The sequence below is a fragment of the Actinoallomurus sp. NPDC052308 genome (assembly GCF_040679195.1).
GTDB lineage: Bacteria > Actinomycetota > Actinomycetes > Streptosporangiales > Streptosporangiaceae > Actinoallomurus > Actinoallomurus liliacearum.
Map to the genome: position 1 here is coordinate 1 of NZ_JBFAUM010000045.1, position 16,192 is coordinate 16,192.

Consider the following 16,192-nt stretch of genomic DNA (forward strand, 5'->3'; position numbering starts at 1 on the left):
CGAGACCAACAACCCTTCCCCGTCCGGTCCGGCGACCGCGTACGGGTGGATCACGCCCAGATCTACGCCAGCCAACCGGGCAGGGTCGGGTTCGGTTCCGGGCGGGTAGGTGGCGACAGGGACTTCGGCGGTCACCTCGACGAACAACCGAGCGCCCTCGTTGAGCAGGGTGACCGACCGGATTTGCCCGACCGGATAGGGCAGTTCCCGGTCCAGGCGCACCCACAGGCGCGGTCGCCCGCGGGCGACCGCCAGCCGCAGGCGCTGCCCGTCGATAGCGAAGCCGCCGTAGCGGAACCGCACCGGCATTAGACGGCGTTTACGACGCGGGAACCGCGCCGAAGCATCGCCCTCGGCGCGGCGTTTGGCGGCGGCGAACCAGGCATCGCTGTAACGACGCAGCACCCCTTCGGCGCAGGGAGAGTTCAGATCACCGAACGCCCCGGGGCCGGCCTTGTGCAGCTCCCGGCACAGCTGCTGGAAGTTGATGATGGGCGCCAGGCCGCGCTGACGCCGCCACCGGTTCATATCCAGCGCACACGCCCACACGTCCCCGGCCGCGACCAGCAACCCGAAACAGCGCCGCCGCTGCGCGGGCGTGACTCGCAGGCCGACCCGGGCGGTGCGCAGCACCGTCCGAGGGGCTTCAGGGTCAACACGTTGAGGCACGAGGTGATTACACCAAGTACCTACGACAAAACCCGACCTCCTCCAAGGATCGCCGGGCAAACCGGCCAGACCATCGGAGGACCACGAACAAGCGGCTGGTCATACGAACAAGGTTGCTTGACACGGCACTAGGCTGCTGGCGTGGTGACGACGGAAGCGACCTCTGAAAACGCGCGCCTGCTGCTCCTGGACGGGCATTCCCTGGCCTACCGGGCGTTCTTCGCGCTGCCCATCGAGAACTTCTCGACCACGACGGGTCAGCCGACCAACGCGGTGTACGGCTTCACGTCGATGTTGATCAACGTGCTGCGCGACGAGGCGCCCACGCACGTCGGGGTGTGCTTCGACCGGTCGGAGCCGACGTTCCGGCACGAGGCCTACGTCGAGTACAAGGCGAACCGGCGAGAGACCCCGGACGACTTTCGCAGCCAGATCAGCCTGATCTTCGAGGTGCTCGACGCGCTGCGCATCCCGCGGATGTCCGTCGCGGGTTACGAGGCCGACGACCTGATCGCCACGCTCGCCACGCGGGCGGTCGAGCAGGGCATGGAGGTGTCGATCGTCTCCGGTGACCGGGACGCCTTCCAGCTGGTCGGCCCGCACTGCACGGTGCTCTACCCGCGCAAGGGCGTGTCCGACCTGGCGCGGATGACGCCGGCGGCGGTCGAGGAGAAGTACGGCGTGCCGCCGGAGCGGCACCGGATGCTCACCGCCCTGGTGGGGGAGACCAGCGACAACCTGCCGGGCGTGCCCGGTGTGGGCCCGAAGACCGCGGCCAAGTGGATCACCAAGTACGACGGCCTCGACGGGGTCATCGAGCACGTCGAGGAGATCACCGGCAAGGCCGGGGCGAGCCTGCGCGAGCACCTCGGCGAGGTCATGCGCAACTACCAGGTCAACCAGCTGGTCTGCGACGTGCCGCTCGACGCGGCCCCGGCCGAGCTGACGATCGGGCAGTGGGACCGCGACGAGATCCACACGCTGTTCGACACGCTGCAGTTCCGGGTGCTGCGCGAGCGGCTGTACGCCACGCTGTCGGCGGTCGAGCCGGAGGCGGAGGAGGGCTTCGAGGTCGAGATGGCGCGGCCGGGGCCGGGCGAGCTCGCCGCCTGGCTGGCCGAGCACGCCACCGGCGAGGGCCGGGTCGGCGTCGCGGTGACCGGCACGTGGGGGCGGGGCACCGGTGACATCACCGGCCTCGCGCTGGCCAACCAGGCGGGCGCCGGAGCCTTCGTCGACCCGGTGGAGCTGCCGGAGGACGACGAGCGGGCGCTGGCCGCCTGGCTGGCCGACCCGAAGCGGCCGAAGGCGATCCACGACGCCAAGGGCCCGATGCTGGCGCTGACCGCGCGCGGCATGCGGCTGGACGGCGTGACGAGCGACACGGCGCTGGCCGCCTATCTCGCGCTGCCCGGCCAGCGCTCCTTCGACCTGGGCGACCTGGTCCTGCGCTACCTGCACCGGGAGCTGCGCAAGGAGGCCGAGGACGGCGGCCAGCTGACGATCGACGGCTCCGGTGAGCAGGAGGCCGCCTTCGACCTCGTCGTACGGGCGCGGGCGGTCGTCGACCTCGCCGACGCGCTCGACGCGGACCTGGAGCGGCGGGGCGCGACGCGGCTGTTGCAGGAGGTCGAGCTGCCGCTGGTGGAGGTGCTGGCGGGGCTGGAGCGGGTCGGCGTCGCCCTGGACATCGACTACCTGGCGAAGCTGTCGGCGACCTTCGGCGGTGAGGTCAAGGCGATGGAGGAGGGCGCCTGGGAGGCGATCGGGCACGAGTTCAACCTCGGGTCGCCCAAGCAGATCCAGCAGGTGCTGTTCGACGAGCTGGAGTTGCCGAAGACGCGGCGTACCAAGACCGGCTACACCACCGACTCCGACGCGTTGACGAGCCTGTTCGCCCAGACCGGCCACCCGGTGCTGGAGCATCTGCTGCGGCACCGTGAGGTCGCCAAGCTCAAGAGCATGGTGGACTCGCTGATCCCGATGGCGGACGAGGACCGGCGCATCCACACGACGTTCGGGCAGATGGTCGCGGCGACCGGCCGGTTGTCCTCGTCCGATCCGAACCTGCAGAACATCCCGATCCGTACGGCCGAGGGCCGGCAGATCCGTGAGGGCTTCATGGTGGGGGAGGGCTACGACTGCCTGCTGACCGCCGACTACAGCCAGATCGAGTTGCGGATCATGACGCACCTGTCGGAGGACGCCGCGCTGATCGACGCGTTCGAGTCCGGCGCGGACTTCCACACGATCACCGCCTCGCGGGTGTTCGACCTGCCGCCCGAGCAGATCGACGGGGAGCTGCGGTCGCGGATCAAGGCGATGAACTACGGCCTGGCCTACGGCCTGTCCGCGTTCGGGCTGTCGCAGCAGCTGCGGATCACGCCGGACGAGGCGCGCGCGCTGATGGCCGAGTACTTCGAGCAGTTCGGCGGCGTGCGCGACTACCTGCGCGACATCGTGGCCACGGCCCGGCACGACGGCTACACCGAGACGATCATGGGTCGGCGGCGCTACCTGCCCGACCTGACCTCCGACAACCGGCAGCGGCGTGAGATGGCCGAGCGGATGGCGCTGAACGCGCCGATCCAGGGGTCGGCGGCCGACATCATCAAGGTCGCGATGCTGAACGTCGACCGGGCGATGCGCGCGGCCGGGCTGCGGTCGCGGATGTTGCTGCAGGTCCACGACGAGCTGATCTTCGAGGTGGCGCCGGGCGAGCTGGCGGCGCTGCAGTCCCTCGTGCGCGAGCAGATGAGCGGCGCGTACGACCTGCGGGTGCCGCTGGAGGTCTCGATGGGCACCGGCCGCACCTGGCAGGACGCCGGTCACTGAGCCGGTCACCGACTGGTGGCCCCGGTGACGGATTGCAAGATCCGGTGAGCGGGAAGTAAGAGTCCGCGCGGCGCGGATCGTCTTGGTCGAAGGTCCGTTCCGCGCGGAACTTCGACGTCGCGCACGGTCTCACAGATCGCCGTGGGCCCGGACTGCTGGGGGCGCCCGTGCCGCACCTTCACCGACTCGCCGTCGCCCTGATCGTGGCCGCGGTGGCCGTCGGCGTGCTGTTGCCGTCGGCCGGATCCGGCCATCACGGGGTGACCGCGCGCCGCGCGGGCGCGGCGGCCTCCGCCGGGGGCGCCGCGGGGACGACGGCGCGGGGGACCGGGCGCGGCCGGCGGGCGGTCGCGCCGGCGCGGACGGCCGCACCGTCCCCGTCCGGCTTCGACCCGGCGAAGGCGGCCGCGGCGGCGCGCGCCGTCGGCGCCAACGAGCTCGGCCAGGTCCCGATCCTGATGGTCCACCGGGTGCTGGCCAAGCCCAAGGTGTCGCTGGACCGTACGCCGGCGCAGTTGTACGCGGAGTTCACCCGGCTGGCGCGGGAGGGGTACGTGCCGGTGACGGCCGCGGAGTTCGTCACGGGGACGATGAACGTCCCGGCGGGCCGGCATCCGGTCGTGCTGACCTTCGACGACGGCTCGCCGACGCATCTGGCGTTCGACGCCGCGGGCGCTCCGGAGCCGGACACGGCGGTCGGGGTGATCGAGCGGGTGGCCCGGGAGAATCCGGGGTTCCGCCCGGTCGCGACGTTCTTCGTGAACGCGGATCCGTTCGCGCTGGGGGACCGGGCGGCGGCCGCGATGCGCTGGCTGGCCCAGCACGGCTTCGAGGTCGCCAACCACACGACCCATCACCCGGATCTGACGGGGATGGGCCACGGTGCCGTGGCGACGGAGATCGGCACCGACCAGAAGATGATCACGGGTGCGACGGGTATCCCGCCGGTGACGTTCGCGTTTCCTTTCGGCGCCCCGGCGCGGCTGTCGTGGGCCGATCACGGGGCGGCCGCCGGAGCCCGGTGGGACTTCCAGGGAATGTTCCTGGCGGGGTGGCGTCCGGCCGACTCGCCGTTCGAGAAGGACTATGATCCTCGGCAGATCCCGCGGATCCGCGATGACGGCAGGGTTCGCCAGGACGATTGCCGGCGGTTCTGCTCGATCGCCTGGCTCGACTGGCTGGCCCAGCACCCGGACAAGCGCTACACGTCCGACGGAGATCCGGCCACGGTGGCCTTCCCTCAGGCTAAGATGATCTACCTCGCCGAGGGCTTTCGCGCCCGCGCGTGCCCATACTGATCATGCGAGAGATTGACCGTACCGGTCGACGTCCCATATTCTAATCGCTGCGCTGTGGGCCTGCGCGCGCCTCGGACAGAGCAGGCTCGCGCTCGGTCACGTCGACATCGGTATGGTCACGCCGCCGGTTCATCGGCAGGGACGGATAACTGGCCCTCCGCGCAGCACAGGCAACTACGCATGTCCGTATCCGGAGCCATCCCACACATGACGAGCAGCACCGAGGCCACCTCGAGTACCCCGCAGGTAGCGGTCAATGACATCGGGTCCGAGGAAGCCTTCCTCGCGGCGATCGACGAGACCATCAAGTACTTCAACGACGGCGACATTGTCGAAGGCACTGTCGTCAAGGTCGATCGAGACGAGGTCTTGCTCGACATCGGCTACAAGACCGAGGGTGTCATCCCCTCGCGTGAGCTCTCGATCAAGCACGATGTCGACCCGAACGAGGTCGTCAAGGTCGGAGACCACGTCGAGGCCCTCGTCCTCCAGAAGGAGGACAAGGAAGGTCGCCTGATCCTGTCCAAGAAGCGCGCCCAGTACGAGCGCGCCTGGGGCACGATCGAGAAGATCAAGGACGAGGACGGCATCGTCACCGGTACCGTCATCGAGGTCGTCAAGGGCGGCCTCATCCTCGACATCGGCCTGCGCGGCTTCCTGCCGGCATCGCTGGTGGAGATGCGCCGGGTCCGCGACCTCCAGCCGTACGTCGGCCGCGAGCTCGAAGCCAAGATCATCGAGCTGGACAAGAACCGCAACAACGTGGTCCTGTCCCGCCGTGCCTGGCTCGAGCAGACGCAGAGCGAGGTCCGTCAGACCTTCCTCAACACCCTCCAGAAGGGCCAGGTCCGCAAGGGCGTCGTTTCCAGCATCGTCAACTTCGGTGCGTTCGTCGACCTCGGCGGCGTGGACGGTCTGGTGCACGTGTCCGAGCTGTCCTGGAAGCACATCGACCACCCCTCCGAGGTCGTCGAGGTCGGCCAGGAGGTCACGGTCGAGGTCCTCGACGTCGACATGGAGCGCGAGCGGGTCTCGCTGTCGCTCAAGGCGACGCAGGAGGACCCCTGGCAGCAGTTCGCCCGCACCCACCAGATCGGCCAGGTCGTTCCGGGCCGGGTCACCAAGCTGGTGCCGTTCGGCGCGTTCGTGCGGGTCGAGGAGGGCATCGAGGGTCTGGTGCACATCTCCGAGCTGGCCGAGCGCCACGTGGAGATCCCCGAGCAGGTCGTGCAGGTCGGCGACGAGATCTTCGTCAAGATCATCGACATCGACCTCGACCGGCGCCGCATCAGCCTCTCGCTGAAGCAGGCCAACGAGACCGGCGGCACGTTCACCGACGAGGAGTTCGACCCGACGCTCTACGGCATGCCGGCCGAGTACGACGAGCAGGGGAACTACAAGTACCCCGAGGGCTTCGACTCGGACACGGGCGACTGGCTCGAGGGCTACGACGAGCAGCGCGAGGCCTGGGAGCGGCAGTACGCCGAGGCCCGGTCCCGCTTCGACGCCCACAAGCGGCAGGTCGAGGAGGCCCGTCGGGCCGAGGCCGAGGCGGCCGGCCCGCAGTCCTACGCGACCGAGGAGTCGCAGGGCGGCGACACGGGCGGCGCTCTCGCCTCCGACGAGGCCCTCGCGGCGCTTCGCGAGAAGCTGTCCGGCGGCCAGGAGTAGGACAAACAACCGCATACCGGCGAGGAGTAGAAGACCACCGATATGGTCGATTCTGACTCACGCGTCCGATCTGGGGGTCCCGTCGCTACGGCGGGGCCCCCGGTCGTTCCCCAGGAACTGTCGCGGATCTCGCTGATCGCGATCACCCTGGCGGTGCTCGCGGAGGTGCTGCGGGCGGCGTTCCCCGCGTTCGGGCACTACACCGAGAGCGGCGGGGCGGTCACCGCCACGCTGGTGATCCTGGTGGCCTGCCTCGCGGGCTTCCTCGCGCCCGGCGTCCGCGCGGTCGCCGGGCCGCGCGGCCTGGCGGCCGTCGCGATCGGCGGGCTGCTGCTCGTCCGGCTCGCCATGCAGGCGCTCTCACCGGCGCTGTGGCCGGCCTTCGCGGGCGCCGTGTTCGGGATGCTCGCCGTCACGGCGCTGTACGAGGCGGCGCGCGGCCTGTCCGGCACCGGGTTCGCGGTCGCGGCGACCGCCGGGCTCACCGGCGATACGGCGCTGCGGCTCGCCTTCGGCACCTGGGACCCGCCCGCGCGTCCGGGCGTCGCGGCCTGGATCGTCACCCTGCTGGTCGTCGCCGGCGGCGCCGCCGCGCTGGCGCGCTGGCTGCGCACACCGCCGGTCGAGGCTCCGGTGATCGGCTGGCGTGACGCGCTCGGCGCGGCGGCGCTGGGGCCGTTCCTGGCCCTGCAGATCCTCGTGCTGTCCAGCCCGGCGTTCGCGTCCTCCAGCGGCGGGCTGCCCCTGGCCGTCGCCGGGGCGGTCGTCCTGGTCGGCCAGGCGCTGGCCCTGGCGTTCCTGTCCTCGGGCCTGGCCGTGGCGGCCGTGCCCGGCGGGGTGTGCGTGTTCGGCGGCACGCTCCTCGGCGTGGGCGCCGGGGCGGTCACCGGCCGGTACGGCCTGACCGGCGCGGTGGCGATCGCCGTGGTCGTGATCGGGCAGGTGCTGTCGGCGTGGCTGCTGGCGGTCGCCTCGCGGGTGCCGCTGCGGCGCGGCGGATACCGCGGCCGGCCCGCCGAGCGGGGCGGCCCGCCGCCGAACGTCAAGGTCTCCGACACCGGGGGCCGGGCGTGGCGCATCGACCTGGGCGCGGCCCTCGGCGGGCTGGGCGTCCTGGTCGTGATCCTGCCGTACCAACTGCACTACACCCACCCGCTACCGCTGCCGAACAAGGTCCTCCCGGGCCTGGCGGGCATCGCGCTGGGCCTGCTGTCGGCGATCGCCGCGGCGCGCGGCGGCCCGCTGCCGGTCCGTTCGGCGGTCCGCGCGCTCGGCGCGGGCGCGGGCGCGCTGGTCCTCGTGGTCGTCCCGGTGATCTACGCGGTGACCGCGCCCTCGGTGACGCGGGCGGCGGCGCTGCCGGGCACGTTCCGCCTCGTCTCGTACAACGTCCACGACGCCGTGGGAGACGGGGGACGGCTGGATCCCGAGGCGGTCGCCCGCGCGATCGAGGCGCAGCACGCCGACGTCGTGGCGCTGCAGGAGGTCGGCCGGGGCCGCCCGATGTCGGGCACCGCGGACGTGGCGTCCTGGCTGGCGCGGCGGCTGAAGATGCGTCTCGTGTGGGGGCCGGCGGCCGACCACCAGGACGGCAACGCGGTACTGACCCGGCTGCGGGTCAGGGCCACCGGTACCGGGCGGCTGCCGGTGGGCGCCGGCCCGCAGGCGCCGGGGTACGTCTGGGCCCGGGTCGACGTCGGCGGCGGGAGCACCGCCGACGTATGGTCCGTCCAGCTCCAGCAGGGCGCCGACCGCACCCAGAGCCGGCTGACCGAGATCGCGAAGCTGCTGCAGGTGTGGAGCGGCGCGCCGCGTACGGTCATCGCCGGGGACATGGGCGCGGGCCCGGGCACCCCGGAGCTGAGCCGGCTGATGAGCCAGAGCGGGCTGCGCAGCCCGATCGACTCGCCGCCGCCGACCACGACGGGCGGCGCGCGCGCCGACTGGATCCTGGGCAGCGACGACCTCGGCTTCGACAGCAGCGCGGTCGACTCCTCCCGGAAGGCCTCGGACCACTACCCGGTGGCCGCGACCGTCCGCGTGGTGGGCTGACCGCCCGTGGAAGAGACCCGGATCGAGCGCGCCGACGTCGCCGACGCCGGGGAGATCCTCACCGTGCAGCGCGCCGCGTACGTCACCGAGGCGCAGCTGCACGGTGATCCGTTCCTGCCGCCGCTGGTCGAGTCCCTCGACCAGATCCGGAAGATGATCGCCGAGTCGCTGGTCCTCAAGGCGAGCGTGGGGTCCCGGCTCGTCGGTTCCGTACGCGGCCGGTTCAACGAGCGCACCTGTCTGGTCGGGCGGCTCGTCGTCGCGCCCGACCTGCAGGGGCGGGGGATCGGCGAGGCGCTGATGCGGGCGCTGGAGGCGGAGGTGGCCGGGCGGACCGACTCCTGCGTGCTGTTCACCGGGCACCTCAGCGAGACCGACCTGCGGCTGTACCGCCGGCTCGGGTACGCCGAGACCCACCGGGAGCGGGTCGCCGACCACCTGACGCTCGTGCACATGCGCAAGTCCCTCGTGGCGGTCGCGCCGGGGGAGTGAGTACGCTCGCGGTCGTGCTGAGTGTGGGGTTGACCGGAGGGATCGGGTCGGGCAAGAGCGAGGTGTCCCGGCGGCTGGCGGAGCACGGCGCGGTGGTCGTCGACGCAGACGCCGCGGCGCGTGAGGTCGTCGAGCCGGGCACGCCGGGCCTGGCCGAGGTCGTCGCGGAGTTCGGCGATGAGGTGCTGCGCCCGGACGGCTCGCTGGACCGGGAGCGGCTCGGGTCGATCGTGTTCGCCGATGAGGAGCGGCGGGCGCGCCTGGGCGCGATCGTCCACCCGCGCGTCGGCGAGCGGATGCGCGAGCTCGTCGAGCAGGCGCCGCCGGACGCGATCGTCGTCTACGACGTGCCGCTGATCGCCGAGAACGGCCTGGCGGGCATGTACGACCTCGTGGTGGTCGTCGACGCTTCCGTCGAGGAGCAGGTGCGGCGGCTGACCGAACGGCGCGGGATGACCGAGGCGGACGCGCAGGCCCGCATCGCCGCGCAGGCCACCCGGGAGCGGCGGCTGGAGATCGCCGACCGGGTCATCGACAACTCCGGCTCGCTGGAGCGGCTCGCCGAACAGGTCGACGAGCTGTGGGCGGAGCTCAAACGGCGCGCCGACCTGGGCGGCGCCCGATGACGCGGCTCATCCGGGCGACTGGAAGGGGTGGCGCGATGACGCGGGTCACGGGGGCGGCCGAAAGGGGCGTCGCGCGATGATGCGGATCACCTGGGCGACCGATCAGGGCAGTCCCGCCCGGCCGAACGAGGACTTCGTCGCCACCGCGCTCGGCGCCGCCGTCGTGCTGGACGGCATGAGCATCGACATGAGCCTCGAGACCGGCTGCGTGCACGGCCGTCCCTGGTACGTCGGGCAGCTCGCGACCCGGCTGCTCACCGGCCTCCTCGACCACCGGGTGAGCCCGGCCACGGCCCTGGCCCAGGCGATCGCGGAGACGGCGGACGCGCACGACGGCCGCTGCGACCTCTCCCATCCCTGGACCCCCGCCACGACGGTCGTCGCGCTGCGCGCCCGGGACCGGGCGGCGGACTACCTGGTGCTGTCGGACTCCACGCTGCTGCTCGACCGGGACGGGCGGGTCACGGCGCTCACCGCCGACGGCAGCGGGTTCGCCGCGGCCGACCCGCGCGTGGCCGAGCGGGCGCGCGTCGGGAGCGTGCCGATCGCGGGCCTGCGCCGGGCGGCGCTGCTCACCGACGGCGCCACCCGACTGGTCGACCGGTTCGGCCTGACCGACTGGCCGCAGACCCTGACCACCCTGGCCGAGCGGGGGCCTGCGGCGCTGATCGAGCAGGTCCGCGAGGCCGAGCGCACCGACCCGGACGGGCGGCGCTGGCCCCGCAACAAGCCTCACGACGACGCCACCGTGGCCTTCTGCGAGTTCGCTAACCCTTGAGGACCGACCGGAGCGTGTCGGGGTGGTTGGTGATGATGCCGTTCACCCCGTAGCCGATCATCCGGCGCATCGTCGTGCGGTCGTTGACCACCCACACGAAGACCTTGAGGTGGCGCTTCTTCACGCCGCTGACGTAGCTCTTGGTGACGGTGGTGTACTTCGGGTTGACGTACCGGGCGTACTTGGCGACGGCGGGCAGCTGGGCCGTCGTCGGCTTGCCGATGACGCCGAGCGGCACGGACGGCAGCAGCTTGTGGAAGGACTTGAGGTACGACCACTCGAAGCTCTGCACGATCAGCCGGCCCGGGCGCAGCCAGTACGGTTCGGTGCGCAGTTCGGCGGCGATCCGGCTCGTCATGCCCGGGTACAGGGAGGGGTTCTTGATCTCCAAGAGGAGCTTCATCCCCTCGCCCTTCATGGCGCGCAGCGTCTCGTCCAGGGTCGGCACCCGCTCGCCCTTGTACTTGGCGGAGAACCACGATCCGGCGTCGAGCCGTTTGATCTGCTTGAGGGTGTAGTCGCGGATCCGCCACGGCGAGCCGTGCGGGTAGATCTTCTCGACGTTCGTGGTGCGGCTGAGCGTCTCGTCGTGCATGACGATCAGCTGGTGGTCCTTGGTCTGCTGGACGTCGAGCTCGAAGTAGTCCGCGTGCCTGGTCTTGGCCTGCTGGAAGGCCGCGAGGGTGTTCTCCGGCGCGTACGCGGACGCGCCCCGGTGCCCGACGTCCATCACCGTGGTGGCGGCGGAGGCGGTACCGGTGAGCGCGAGGGGGAGGGCGGAGGCGAGCGTGACGGCGGCGAGGCGCAGGGGCATGGGGGTCCTTCACGGCCGGGGGCGGGGGCTCGGCTATGACGGTGCTCCGACCGGACTGCCGGGCGGAGAGCAGTGTGTAAGCCCGACATGACGCTCATATTGACATTCGGTAACGCCGGCCGAAGCCCGGAGCGGCATCGCGTCTCCCGCTCCCCAGACGGAGAGCGGGAGGCCACCCGTGCGGGCTCGCGCCGGGCGGCGGCCACGGCGCCCAAGAGCCGCGAGGCGGACGCGATGCGACGGTCATTCGGTGCGCAGGGCGGTGGCGGTACGGGTCCGGGCGGCCCAGCCGGCCGGGAGGAAGGCCCCCGCCGTCGCGATGACCAGTCCGCCCAGGACGAGGGGGATCAGCACCGGCGCGCCGTACACCGCGATGTCCGCCGAGGGGAAGCGGGTGCCCGCCGCCCGGCCCATGACCGGCAGCACCTGATCGTGCAGGACGACGCCGAGCGGGACGCCCAGCGCGCCGGCGACCAGGCCGGTCCCGGCGACGGACGTGAGGACCATGGTGATCGTCTGTCGCGGTGACATCCCCAGCGCCTTGAGCACGCCCAGGTCGTGGACGCGCTCCCGGGTGTCGAGCACGACCGTGTTGAGCACGCCGAGACCGGCGACGGCGACCAGCATGAGGGCGAGCGTCGCGGCCAGCGTGTCCATGGCGACGACCGTGCCGCTCACCTCACCGGAGTTGGGGCGGGCGGTGACGCCCAGCGGCCGCAGGGCCGCGTTGAGGGAGTCGAGGTACGCGTGCGCGCCGACGCCCGGCCGCAGGTCGACGGCGAACGTGACCGACTCCGGCATGACGGTGGCGTCCAGGCCGGCGATGGACGCGGCGTCGGTCAGGATGACCATCCCCTCGTTGTGCAGGTCGAGGGCCTCGCCGACGATCCGCACGGGCGCCGTACGGCCGTTGGCGGTCAGGTGGACCGTGTCGCCGATGCGCGTCCCGGTGGCCCGCAGGAAACCGGAGGGAACGACCGCCTGGCCGGGGCCGCTGAACCAGGAGCCGGCGACCATCTGGTACGACCCCCAGGACGAGTCCCCGGCGTAGGTGATCACCGTGGTGGCGCCCGCGAGCCCGGCGACGCCGACCTGGACCTGTCCGGTCCGGAAGAAGCTCCGCGTCCCCGGCTGGGCGCTGATCTTCGCGGCGATGGCCTCCGGGTCGGCCGGCCGCTGCGGCGGGGGCATTCCCCGGTCGGGCGGACCGAAGGCATGGACCTGGACCGTGCCGGGGGTCCGGCGGCCGAGGCCGTCCTCGATGGCGTTCAGCGACAGGGCGAGGCCGACACCGAAGGTCACCCCGATCGTGCCGAAGGCCACGGCCACGACCATCGTCGCCGACCGCGCGGGCCGGGCGAACGGCATGGCCAGGCCAAGGCTCACGGGACGCGGCAGGGGCAGGCGGCCGAGCAGGTGCTGGACCGTACGGCCGCGTCCGGCGCCCGGGGTACGCCCGACCGCGATCGCCTCGACGGTCCGCAGCCGCCCGGCGCGCAGCGCCGGTACCAGCGCCGTCGCGGCGACGGCGACCAGGGCTGCCACGGGTACCGCGACGTCGATCCACGGGGCGACGGTGAGCGCCCCGGTGCCGTAGGCGCTCTCCGCCTGGGCCAGCACGGGCACCGACAGCAGGCCGCCGAGCACGACGCCCAGGACGCTGCCGGCGGCCGCGGGGAGCAGGGCCTGCGCCACGTAGGCCCGCACGACCTGCGCGGGCGTGAACCCGAGGGACTTCAGCACGCCGATGCGCCGGGTGGCGGCGCCGACCGTGCCGCTGACCACGGTGCCGATGATCAGGATCGACATGCACAGGCCGAGCACGCCGAAGGCGGCCACGAACGGCACGAACGTCGCCGACTCGCGGCTCGCGGCCAGCTTGACCTTCAGATAGGACGCCGCTCCGGTCATCGATCCCGGAGGCACGGCGGCGGCGACCGCGGCGCGGTCCGCGGTGATCTGGGCGTCGGTGGCGGAGTCGGTGAAGCGGTAGAGCATCTGGTAGGCGGCCCCGGTGCCGGGCGCGTTCGGCGCCGTGAGCCGCGCAGGCGACACCCAGGCCTCGGCGCTCGCACCGACCGACCGGGCCAGTCCCACCACGGTCAGCGTCGGGCCCCCCGGCAGGTCGGGGAAGTCCAGCCGGTCGCCGACGCCGGACCGCGGGCCGTCGTCGCTCAGCACGATCTCCCCGGGGCCGGAGACCCACCGGCCGGCGGTGACGTCCACTCGGTCGACCGGCCCGCCGGGATCGGCGCGGCCGACGATCGTCATCGGCGGCAGCCGGTCGGTCGGCAGCATCGTCGCCTCCGCGCCCTGGATACGCGGCCGCAGCGAGCGGACGGGGAACGGCCCGGCGGCGGCCGTCACTCCCGAAAGGTGGGCGGTGGCCGTCAGCCGCGCGGGGGTGACCTTCGCGCCGTCGTACTGGGCGGTGAGGTGCGCGCCCCGCTGGCGGGCGAAGGCGTGGTCGAACGGCGCCCGCGACGCGACGAGGAGACCGAGGGCCAGGACGGACGCGGCGACCGCCAGCATCGTGGTCAGAACCATCACGACGGTCTGGACGCGCCGCCGCCCCACACCGGCGCGGACCACCCTGCCCAGCGCGCTCCCGGCCCGCACGGGTCGCCGCGCGCCGCGGGCCGCATCACCGCTGCCCAGCGCGCTCCCCGTCGGCACGGGTCGCCGCCCGGCGCGGGCCGTACCGCTCTCTCGACGGGCGCTCATCGAGCCGCCGCCCGTACGTCACGGGCGATCCTGCCGTCGACCAGCTCGATCGTCCTGGTCGCGCACGAGGCGGCCAGCGCGGTGTCATGGGTGACGAGCACGATCGTCTGACCGTCGCGGTTCAGCTCGACCAGCAGTTCCCGGACGTTCGCCGCGGACCCGCTGTCCAGCGCGCCGGTCGGTTCGTCGGCCAGCAGGAGCGGGGGCCGGTTCATCAGGGCACGGGCGACCGCGACGCGCTGGCGTTCTCCACCGGACAGCCGGCCGGGGTACGCGCGGGCGTGCCGGGCGATGCCGAGCTGCTCCAGCAGTTCGGCCGCCCGGGCGCGGGCCCGCTCCCGCGCGGTCCCCGCCAGCTGGGCGGGCAGCAGGACGTTGCCCTCCACCGTCAGGTCGTCCAGGAGGTTGAAGAACTGGAAGATCATGCCGATGCGGTCCCGTCGGTACCTGGCCGAGGCGGCCTCGCTCAGGCCGTCGACGCGGCGGCCGTCCACGGTGACGGCGCCCTCGCTGGGCCGGTCCAGCCCGGCGATCAGGTTGAGCAGGGTCGACTTGCCGCTGCCCGACCGGCCGAGCACGGCCAGGGCCTCACCGGCGCCCACCTCCAGGGTCAGGCCGTCCAGGGCGGGCCGTCCCGCCTCGTATCTCTTGCTCACGTCGCGGATCTCGATGATCGGCGCGGTCACGGGTCCTCCACGTATGGGGTCGGTTCAGGGCGGACCCGACGCTAGGAGCGGCCCCGCGCCGGGCGCGTCGGCAGCGGTGACGAACTCCGGTCCGCCGCCGGGTGGACCGGGGCGGCGCGTCATTACTGCGATGTACGTCCCTGTAGGGAGCCGCTCGTCATCCGGACGGATGTAGAAGCCGGGGAGCGCTTGCGACACTTGGGCACGTGTACGGAGCAGAGATCACCGCCCGATGGCACGCCGGGATCGCCGCGCTGCGGCGTGTCACGAGCCCGCCGCCGGCCCAGTCCCGCTGGGCGTGGGCGGCCGACGCGATCCTCGCTCTCGTGCTGACCGTGGGCACGCTGAACGACGCGCTGAGCTGGGGCGACTCCGACACCGTCTCCAGGACCGTGGACGGGAGACCGGTTCCGGTGGTCCCCTTCCCGATGCCCCCGGACCGGCCGCCCGTTCCGCCTCGGCCGGTCGCGCCACTCGACGGCGGTCAGCTCGCCCACCACTTCGCCGCGGCCTCGTTCGGGCAGCTCATCCTGGCCGTTCTGGCCGCGGCGCCGCTGGTGGCGCGGCGGCGGTTCCCCCTCGCGGCCTTCTGGGTGGTGACCGGCGCGATGCTGGCCTATCACCAGAGCCCGGGCTTCGACCCCTGGTTCACGTTCACGGCCTTCGTCATCGCGGCCTACAGCGCCGTGGTGTACAGCCCGTACCGCGCCCTCGCGATGACGAGCGCGCTCGTGGGCGCCGCGCTGGTCGCGGCCGACCACGACGCGGCCGTGCCCGCCCTCAGGCCCGGCCTGGCCACGTTCCTGCTGCTGATCCCGTTCGGGCTGGCGGCCAACGCCATCCATACCTGGAAACAGCGCGTACGGAGCCTGGAGGCGGAGAAGGAGGCCGCCACACGGCACGCGGTGGAGCTGGAGCGTTCCCGGATCGCGCAGGAGCTGCACGACGTGGTCACCCACAATGTCAGCATGATGGTCGTGCAGGCCGGGGCCGCACGCAAGGTGATGAGCACGGCGCCCGAGCGGGCGGAGCAGGCGCTGCTGGCCGTCGAGTCCGGCGGGCGCGCCGCGATGACCGAGCTGCGCCACGTCATGGGCCTGCTCACCCTGAACGTCGACGACCCCGATCAGAAGGCGCCCGACGACCTCGCGCCGCCGCCGGGCCTCGACCAGGTGGCGGCGCTCACCGCCCGGGTCCGCGAGTCCGGTGTGCCCGTCGAACTGACCGTGACCGGCTCCGCGGTGCCGCTGCCCGCGGGCGTCGACCTGGCGGCGTACCGCGTCATCCAGGAGGCGCTGACCAACACCGTCAAGCACGCCGCCGGCGCCCGCGTGCGGATCACGGTCGCGTACGCTCCGGACGAGCTGCGCGTGGAGGTCTCCGACACCGGCGGCACGCCGACCCCGGCGGCGCGCTCCGGCAGCGGCCGGGGACTGATCGGCCTGCGCGAACGGCTCGCCGTGTACCGGGGCACGCTCGAGGCCGGTGAGCTCCCGGCCGGCGGCTACCGGGTGTGCGCCCTGATCCCCCTGGGGGAGCAGTGAGCG

12 protein-coding genes are annotated in these 16,192 nt (G+C 72.7%); 8 read left to right on the plus strand and 4 right to left on the minus strand.

Annotated features, from left to right (window positions below; translation table 11 throughout):
- Window positions 1–633 (minus strand): hypothetical protein (locus AB0L00_RS43570; RefSeq protein ID WP_364443720.1); only part of this gene is annotated, 633 nt, incomplete at its 3' end.
- Between the two features lie 177 nt (window positions 634–810).
- Between AB0L00_RS43570 and polA the strand changes: the two genes are divergently transcribed.
- The 7 genes from polA (at window position 811) to AB0L00_RS43605 (ending at window position 10,421) form a co-directional block, all read left to right on the plus strand.
- Window positions 811–3,504, plus strand: coding sequence for a DNA polymerase I (polA, locus tag AB0L00_RS43575; RefSeq protein WP_364443722.1), 2,694 nt, complete (start codon window positions 811–813; stop codon window positions 3,502–3,504).
- 167 nt (window positions 3,505–3,671) lie between these two features.
- Entirely contained in the window at window positions 3,672–4,802 is a 1,131-nt protein-coding gene (locus AB0L00_RS43580) for a polysaccharide deacetylase family protein (RefSeq protein WP_364443724.1), read from the plus strand.
- A 207-nt stretch (window positions 4,803–5,009) separates the two neighbouring features.
- Entirely contained in the window at window positions 5,010–6,473 is a 1,464-nt protein-coding gene (gene rpsA / locus AB0L00_RS43585) for a 30S ribosomal protein S1 (RefSeq protein ID WP_364443725.1), read from the plus strand.
- Between the two features lie 42 nt (window positions 6,474–6,515).
- Window positions 6,516–8,525 carry an endonuclease/exonuclease/phosphatase family protein gene (locus tag AB0L00_RS43590; RefSeq protein ID WP_364443726.1) on the plus strand — a complete coding sequence of 670 codons (2,010 nt, stop codon included), beginning with the start codon at window positions 6,516–6,518 and terminating at the stop codon, window positions 8,523–8,525.
- 6 nt (window positions 8,526–8,531) lie between these two features.
- On the plus strand, window positions 8,532–9,017 hold the full coding sequence (locus tag AB0L00_RS43595) for a GNAT family N-acetyltransferase (RefSeq protein WP_364443727.1): 486 nt from the start codon (window positions 8,532–8,534) through the stop codon (window positions 9,015–9,017).
- Between the two features lie 14 nt (window positions 9,018–9,031).
- Complete coding sequence (coaE, locus tag AB0L00_RS43600) at window positions 9,032–9,643, plus strand: dephospho-CoA kinase (RefSeq protein WP_364443728.1); 612 nt, start codon at window positions 9,032–9,034, stop codon at window positions 9,641–9,643.
- Window positions 9,644–9,719: 76 nt separating this feature from the next.
- On the plus strand, window positions 9,720–10,421 hold the full coding sequence (locus AB0L00_RS43605; RefSeq protein WP_364443729.1) for an integrase: 702 nt from the start codon (window positions 9,720–9,722) through the stop codon (window positions 10,419–10,421).
- Here the strand turns inward: AB0L00_RS43605 and AB0L00_RS43610 are convergent.
- The 3 genes from AB0L00_RS43610 to AB0L00_RS43620 form a co-directional block, all read right to left on the minus strand.
- Window positions 10,411–11,235: a glycerophosphodiester phosphodiesterase family protein gene (locus AB0L00_RS43610; RefSeq protein WP_364443731.1), complete on the minus strand. Its 825-nt coding sequence runs from the start codon at window positions 11,233–11,235 to the stop codon at window positions 10,411–10,413. The two genes, AB0L00_RS43605 and AB0L00_RS43610, sit on opposite strands and share 11 nt — an antisense overlap.
- A gap of 243 nt (window positions 11,236–11,478) precedes the next feature.
- Complete coding sequence (locus AB0L00_RS43615; protein WP_364443733.1) at window positions 11,479–13,959, minus strand: ABC transporter permease; 2,481 nt, start codon at window positions 13,957–13,959, stop codon at window positions 11,479–11,481.
- Window positions 13,956–14,645 (minus strand): ABC transporter ATP-binding protein, encoded by a 690-nt coding sequence (locus tag AB0L00_RS43620; RefSeq protein WP_364443734.1) that lies wholly within the window; start codon window positions 14,643–14,645, stop codon window positions 13,956–13,958. Before AB0L00_RS43620 ends, AB0L00_RS43615 begins: the two co-directional genes overlap by 4 nt.
- 206 nt (window positions 14,646–14,851) lie before the next feature.
- On the opposite strand from AB0L00_RS43620, the gene AB0L00_RS43625 reads away from it, so the two are divergent.
- The gene (locus AB0L00_RS43625) at window positions 14,852–16,189 is read left to right on the plus strand and encodes a histidine kinase (RefSeq protein WP_364443735.1); all 1,338 of its coding nucleotides are present in this window, start codon (window positions 14,852–14,854) and stop codon (window positions 16,187–16,189) included.
- The last annotated feature ends 3 nt before the right edge of the window (window positions 16,190–16,192 follow it).